Origin of the sequence: Porphyrobacter sp. SLTP, from assembly GCF_009905735.1 — a bacterium.
Lineage (GTDB): Bacteria > Pseudomonadota > Alphaproteobacteria > Sphingomonadales > Sphingomonadaceae > Erythrobacter.
The window spans coordinates 197,146-203,926 of sequence record NZ_JAAALE010000006.1 but is presented as its reverse complement, the minus strand read 5'-3'; the positions used below and the strand labels follow the sequence as shown (position 1 = coordinate 203,926).

The 6,781-nt window shown below is 63.2% G+C and carries 6 protein-coding genes; 3 read left to right on the top strand and 3 right to left on the bottom strand.

The annotated features are described in order from the left end of the window. Positions 1-64: 64 nt before the first annotated feature. Positions 65-922 carry an AAA family ATPase gene (locus GVM20_RS07355; protein ID WP_166546567.1) on the top strand — a complete coding sequence of 286 codons (858 nt, stop codon included), beginning with the start codon at positions 65-67 and terminating at the stop codon, positions 920-922. A gap of 35 nt (positions 923-957) precedes the next feature. Here GVM20_RS07355 and GVM20_RS07350 read toward each other — a convergent pair whose 3' ends face one another. Next, positions 958-2,358 carry a methyl-accepting chemotaxis protein gene (locus GVM20_RS07350; protein WP_166546566.1) on the bottom strand — a complete coding sequence of 467 codons (1,401 nt, stop codon included), beginning with the start codon at positions 2,356-2,358 and terminating at the stop codon, positions 958-960. A gap of 132 nt (positions 2,359-2,490) precedes the next feature. On the opposite strand from GVM20_RS07350, the gene GVM20_RS07345 reads away from it, so the two are divergent. Together GVM20_RS07345 and GVM20_RS07340 are read left to right on the top strand one after the other, a co-directional pair. After that, the gene (locus GVM20_RS07345) at positions 2,491-3,675 is read left to right on the top strand and encodes a vWA domain-containing protein (protein WP_166546565.1); all 1,185 of its coding nucleotides are present in this window, start codon (positions 2,491-2,493) and stop codon (positions 3,673-3,675) included. Between the two features lie 56 nt (positions 3,676-3,731). Beyond that, the gene (locus GVM20_RS07340; RefSeq protein ID WP_166546564.1) at positions 3,732-4,094 is read left to right on the top strand and encodes a hypothetical protein; all 363 of its coding nucleotides are present in this window, start codon (positions 3,732-3,734) and stop codon (positions 4,092-4,094) included. Between the two features lie 11 nt (positions 4,095-4,105). On the opposite strand, the gene GVM20_RS07335 is transcribed toward GVM20_RS07340, so the two are convergent. Beyond that, entirely contained in the window at positions 4,106-5,398 is a 1,293-nt protein-coding gene (locus tag GVM20_RS07335; protein WP_166546563.1) for a spinster family MFS transporter, read from the bottom strand. Positions 5,399-5,502: 104 nt separating this feature from the next. Next, positions 5,503-6,702, bottom strand: a complete 1,200-nt coding sequence (locus GVM20_RS07330) for an exo-beta-N-acetylmuramidase NamZ family protein (RefSeq protein WP_166546562.1) — start codon at positions 6,700-6,702, stop codon at positions 5,503-5,505. Positions 6,703-6,781: the final 79 nt, after the last annotated feature.

Below are 6,781 nucleotides of genomic sequence, written 5' to 3'. Positions count from 1 at the left end.
CCTTGCACCCGCGCCGCCCGCCCCTTATCGCTGCGCATCGAAATTCAGTCTCACAGGAAAACCGATGACCGATCAGCAGCGTTTCGAAGGCACCAAGTCCTATATCGCGACCGAAGACCTCAAGGTCGCGGTCAATGCCGCCGTGATGCTGCGCCGCCCACTGCTGGTGAAGGGCGAGCCCGGCACCGGCAAGACCGTGCTGGCCCATGAAATCTCCAAGGCGCTGAACGCTCCGCTGATCGAGTGGAACATCAAGTCCACCACCAAGGCGCATCAGGGCCTGTACGAGTATGACGCCGTGGCGCGTCTGCGCGATGGCCAGCTGGGGGACGAGCGCGTCCACGACATCAGGAACTACATCAAGAAGGGCAAGCTGTGGGACGCTTTCACCGCGCCCCAGCTCCCCGTGTTGCTGATCGACGAGATCGACAAGGCCGATATCGAGTTCCCGAACGACCTGTTGCAGGAGCTCGACCGCATGAGCTTCGACGTCTACGAAACGCAGGAGCGGATCGAGGCGAAGGAACGCCCGATCGTCGTCATCACCTCGAACAACGAGAAGGAGCTGCCCGACGCCTTCCTGCGCCGCTGCTTCTTCCACTACATCAAGTTCCCTGACCGCGAGACGATGCAGGAGATCATCGACGTCCATTTCCCCGGCATCCAGAAGGTGCTGGTGAAGAAGGCGATGGATATCTTCTACGACCTTCGCGAAGTGCCGGGCCTGAAGAAGAAGCCTTCGACCAGCGAGTTGCTCGACTGGCTCAAGCTGCTGCTGAACGAGGATATGCCGCTGGAGGTGTTGCAGAACAGCAATCCGGCGAGCGCGATCCCGCCGCTGCATGGCGCGCTGCTGAAGAACGAGCAGGACATCATGCTGTTCGAACGCCTCGCCTTCATGGCACGGCGCAACCCGTCGTAAATGGCGGGGGGCGGGTAGGAACCCGCCCTCACTGCTCAATCGAAGCTGTAAGCCAGCTCGAAATCGCCCCAGCGCCTGCCGCCCAGCACCAGCGGGACGTAGACATTGCGCACCACCACGTAGCTGTCACCGTCGCCCTCCTGGCGATAGACTGCCATCATGTAGGGCGCGGTTGAGACTTTGGCCTTGCGGTCGATGGCCTCGAGCATGATCCGCCCGTTGCGGCAGAACTGCGTGTCGTGATTGACGTCGCCCGTCGGCGTGCGGGAACGTTCGGTGAGATGGGTCGGCAGGAAGCCGTTCATGTCGGTGCAGGCCGCGGCCAGCACGCGGGGATCGCTCGCCTTGGCGCGGTCGAGGAAGGGACGCCATTCGGCATGGGCCCAGTCGGTCAGCCGGGTGCGGTAAAGCTGGGGGTTCGTGCCCGGAACAGGCTGATAATCGGTGTCGAACAGCGCCGAGATCGTCACCGCGCCGCGCGCCAGTGCAGCCTCGGTGTGGGCGGCGAGCTCCTGCATCATTGCCTGCGCCTGTGCGACCATGACGCTGTCTTCCGGGCTGAGCCCGGCATGAACGATCCGGTCGAACATCTCGCTCGCGGTGATCTCCAGATCTTCCATCTTGCGATGCGCGCCGTGGAGGCGATCTTCGTTGCTGCGCGCGGCCACATCGTAGCTGGTCAGCACGCGCTGCACCTTGTCGACATGGTTGCTGATCGTGCCGGTCGAGCGGGCGATAACGTCATTCTGCTTGTCGACCTCCTCGACGAGGCTGCCGACATTGGCGAGGCTGCTTTCGATCCGCGCCACGCTGGCACGTGCCTCGCCGCTGGCCTTTGCCCCGGCTTCGATGCGACCGATCACTTCCTCCGCCTCGCCGCCCAGAGCGTCGATGGTGGCAGCGATTTCCTCGGTCGCCTTGCGGGTATCGCTGGCGAGGCTTTTGACCTCCGCGGCGACCACCGCGAAGGTGCGGCCCGCGTCGCCGGCCCGCATCGCTTCGATGGTCGCGTTCAATGCGAGGATGTTGGTCGTCTCGGCGATATTGTCGATGTCCTGCGCAGAACGGCGCACCTGCTCCATCGCGGCGGAGAAGCTGGTGACGTGCTGGCCAAGCGTATCGACCAACTCGATAAGTGAGGCGATCTGGCCGAGCGAGGACTGGATCAGCGACGTGCCTTCGTTGAGGCGCTCGATCGCGCGTTCCGACAGAAGCCGTGCCTCGTCGCTCGCTTGGGCGACTTTGCTCTGATCGGCCTCCAGCGCGCGCACGGTTTCGGCCAGCGCCTCGTGTTCGGACCGCAAGGATTTGGACGAGGCGATCACTGCCTCGACGACCCCGGCCACATCGGTGCAGCCCACGGTTACCGCACCGCAGCTTTCCGGGATCATCGCCAAGGCTTGGGCGTTGGCGGTGTCGATAGCGATCTGATGCATTACGGAAGCGGCCTCTGTTGGGTGCGCAGAATGTCTAGCCGCAGGATGGTAAGCGAAGCGTTAAGGGGGCGGCTGTCCGCCTGCCAAGAATGAGGCTGGTCAGGCCCCAACCTGCGGGTTAATCACCCTCCCATGTTCTTCAATTTCATCGACGAGCTTCGCGCGGCCGGTATCGGCGCCAGTTTCAAAGAGCACCTCACCTTGCTTGAGGCGCTCGACAAGGACGTGATCGATCAGACGCCCGAGGCGTTCTACTACCTCTCCCGCGCCACCTTCGTGAAAGACGAAGGCCTGCTCGACCGGTTCGATCAGGTGTTTCACAAGGTGTTCAAGGGGATCATGACCGATTACGGCCAGAACCCGGTCGACATCCCCGAAGACTGGCTGAAAGCCGTCGCCGAGAAGTTCCTGACGCCCGAGGAAATGGAAGCGATCAAGTCGCTTGGCGATTGGGACGAGATCATGGAGACGCTGAAGAAGCGGCTCGAAGAACAGGAAAAGCGCCACCAGGGCGGCAACAAGTGGGTCGGCACCGGCGGCACCTCGCCGTTCGGCAACTCAGGCTATAACCCCGAAGGCGTGCGCATCGGCGGCGAGGCGCGCCATGGCAAGGCGATCAAGGTCTGGGAAAAGCGCGAGTTCAAGAACCTGGATAACACCAAGGAGCTTGGCACCCGCAACATCAAGATGGCGCTGCGGCGTTTGCGCCGTTTCGCCCGCGAAGGCGCGCAGGATCAGCTGGATATTGACGCCACGATCAAGGGCACGGCCAAGCAGGGCTGGCTCGACATCCATATGCGCGCCGAGCGCCGCAATGCCGTCAAGCTGCTGTTGTTCCTCGATGTCGGCGGGTCGATGGACCCCTTCATCAAGCTGGTCGAGGAGCTGTTCAGCGCCGCCACCAGCGAATTCAAGAACATGGAGTTCTTCTACTTCCACAACTGCCTGTATGAAGGCGTGTGGAAGGACAACAAGCGCCGCTGGCAGGAACGCACCAAGACCTGGGACGTGCTCCACAAATATGGCCACGACTACAAGATCGTCTTCGTCGGCGACGCGGCGATGAGCCCCTATGAGGTCACGCACCCCGGCGGCTCGGTCGAGCATATGAACGAGGAAGCGGGCGCGGTGTGGTTGCAGCGCGTCACCAACACCTACCCCGCCACCGTGTGGCTCAATCCGGTGCCCGAGAAGCAGTGGAACTATTCGCAGTCGACCAAGATGATCAAACAGCTGGTGGGCGACCGGATGTATCCGCTGACGCTGGACGGGCTGGACGATGCGATGCGGGAGCTGTCGCGCAAGCACGGGGCTTGAGCGAAGTCTTTTGAATCATGTGACATTGTGGTATTCCGCTCCCCGAGGAGACCACGATGCAATATCTGGCACTGCCGCTCGTCATAGCCCTTCTCGGGGCCAGCGACGCCCCTCCTTCCCCGCCGTCGACCCCTGATGAGGCTCCGCTTGCAGCCTTGCGCGAATTGCGGCCGGACTTTCTGGCGGGCAACAAATGCGACGGCAACGCACTGCCAACAGCCAACAATCCCGGTCGGCAGCCGCGCTTTGAACGCGGTCCCGCCACGGCGGAAATGGGGCAGTTGATCTATGCAGTCGACCGACGCATCGATGGCTGCTCAGTCATTATGGTCAAAAGCGCAGGGCTTCCGGCAGGCCGTCCTTTTGGTCGGATCAGGCTTACTCCTGAGCAAGAGGCGGAGTTTTTGCGCAAGCGTTAGCGACTGGCGCGCTACCCCTTCCGGTCCAGCTCCGCATCCAGATGCAAGCTGCACCGCCAGAAGAAGAACGCCGGCACCAGCCCCAGGACCGCCGCGCCGTACAGCACATAGCGCACCGAGTCCGCGCCATAGGTCGGTTGCAGCCAGTCTGACAGCATCCCGAAGAACAAGGGCCCCAGCCCCAGCCCGATGAGGTTCTGGAAGAACAGCAGGCTTGCCGCCGCAATTGCCCTCGCGCGCACCGGCACGAGACCCTGTGCAGCAGAATAGGTGGGGCCGTAGTAGAACGAATTGAAGACCGTCGGGATGAACAGTAGTGCCAAAGCCAGCGGCCAGCTTGGCGCGTGGTAGGCTGCAATCGCGATCGGCACAGCCAGCGCCATGCCGATGGCAGGCGCGCTCAACACGTGGCGGCGGTTCTTGGCACCGAAGCGGTCGGCGAGATAGCCGCCGGCCCATGTGCCGAGAATCCCCGCGGCCCCGCCCAGCAGCCCGAACCACAGGCCCACCTGCCCCGGTGTCAGGTCATGGGTGCGCTGGAAGAAGATCGTGGTCCAGGTCGTCTTGCCATAGGCGAGGAATGACGCCGCTGATCCAGCAAACAGCAGCAGCACGAACGCGCGCGAACGCATGACCTCCGCCACCGCCTGTCCCAGCGGCAGGGCAGCGGGTTGGTTCTTGCCGCGCAGGATCGCCGCCGCATCGCTGTGGCGCGGGTCCTTGATCACGAGCAGCACCACCAGCGCCAGCGCCACGCCCGGCAGGCCGACAATCACGAACGCCTCACGCCAACCGACATGGTCCGCCAGCGTTCCGCCGATCATCATGCCCATCAGCGTGCCGACCGGGATGCCAAGCGAATAGAACGCGAGGGCCGAAGCGCGCCGCTCGGGCGGCACCATGTCGCTGATCAGCGAGTGCGCCGGCGGCGTGCATCCCGCTTCGCCCACACCCACCCCAATCCGGGCAAGCAGCAATTGCGCAAAGTTCTGCGCCAGCCCGCACAGCGCCGTCATCGCCGACCAGACCGCCAAGGCGAGCGCAATCACCTTGGGCCGGCTCGTCGTCCCGCGATCGGCAAAGCGCGCGATGGGGATGCCGAGCACGGTATAGAACAGCGCAAAGGCCAACCCCGTCATCAACCCGATCTGGGTGTCCGACAGATCAAGGTCGCGCGCGATCGGTTCGGCAAGGATGTTGACGATCTGACGGTCGATGAAATTGAAGACATAGACGACCAGCAGGATCCACAAGGTGATCCTGACAGATTGCGTGCCGGACGCGGTGTCCGCCGTGGTTGCCATGTCCAGTTCTCTCCCATTGGTGGCGGTTCATCCGCCATCCGTTGTTGTAGCATTGCCGGGTCGTTGCAGGCGCAATAACGCCGCAATGACGGACATGACGTCAATCAGTAAAGCAGGTGCGGCCGCACTGCGGCGATCCAGGCGGCTTCGTCATGTGACGTCATGGCGTCAAGCTCATCCGGCGTCGCGGCTGCGTTGTCGACCCATTCGCGCAGACCCGGGCCGCCGTTGATGACGTCAATTGCGAGCCGGTCGAGCTCGTACTCGTAAGGGAAATCGCGCCACAGCGGGTAATCGGGATAGAGCAGCCGGATCGCCTTGAACGCTAGCGCCTGAAGCCGCCAGGGCTTGAAGGCGGCGTGATCGTATAAAGAAGATTCTGCATGGATCATCAATGCATTGCAGAGCATACCTTTGTGCTTGTGGAAGGTCGGTTCGAACCAGCATTCCCGGATCGCGCAACCCTCCAGCCACTCGGGCGCGAGCTTTCGCATGACCTTGAGCACGCCGCCCGCGTCAATATCGGGCGCGCCGAACAGCACCTCCAATGGCCGCGTGGTGCCGCGACCCTCTGACAGCGTGGTGCCTTCCAGCATCACGGTCCCAGCATAGCAGCGCGCCATGTTGACGTTGGCGGCATTCGGCGAAGGGTTGATCCACAGGCGTGACGTCGGCCAGCCGAAGCCGTCACTGTCGTCCGGACGCCAACCCTCCATCGCCACCACCTTGTAGGCGACGTCGAGACCGAAATGCGCGATGAACCAGTGGCCCATCTCCCCCATGGTGAGGCCGTGGCGCATCGGCATCGGCGCAGCGCCGACAAAGCTCTCCTGACCCGGCACCAGCAGCGTGCCTTCGACCGGACGACCAGCGGGATTGGGCCGGTCGAGCACCCAGACTTCCTTGCCCGCCTTGGCCGCTTCTTCGAGCAGATACAGCAGCGTCGTCACGAAGGTGTAGATCCGGCACCCGAGGTCTTGCAGGTCGAACAGGAACACATCCGCGCTCGACATCATCTGGCCGGTGGGTCGGCGCACTTCGCCATAGAGCGAGAAGATCGGGATGCCGTAGCGCGGGTCCATCTCGTCCGCGGTCTCGACCATGTTGTCCTGCTTGTCGCCTTTCAGCCCGTGCTGGGGCCCGAAGGCACTGTTGACCGGCACGCCCGCCGCGATCAGCGCGTCAAGACTATGGGTGAGATCGGCCGTCACACTGGCCGGGTGCGCCACCAAGGCAACACGGCGGCCTTGCAATTGGCGGAGGAGTTCGGGGTCGGCCAGCAGCCGGTCGATGCCTGTCTTCATCTGCCTAGCGTTGGATCAGCGCGATATGAAAGGCAATCGCTTTGCGCGCTGGCGGGAACATTGCGCCCCCTCCCCTTGT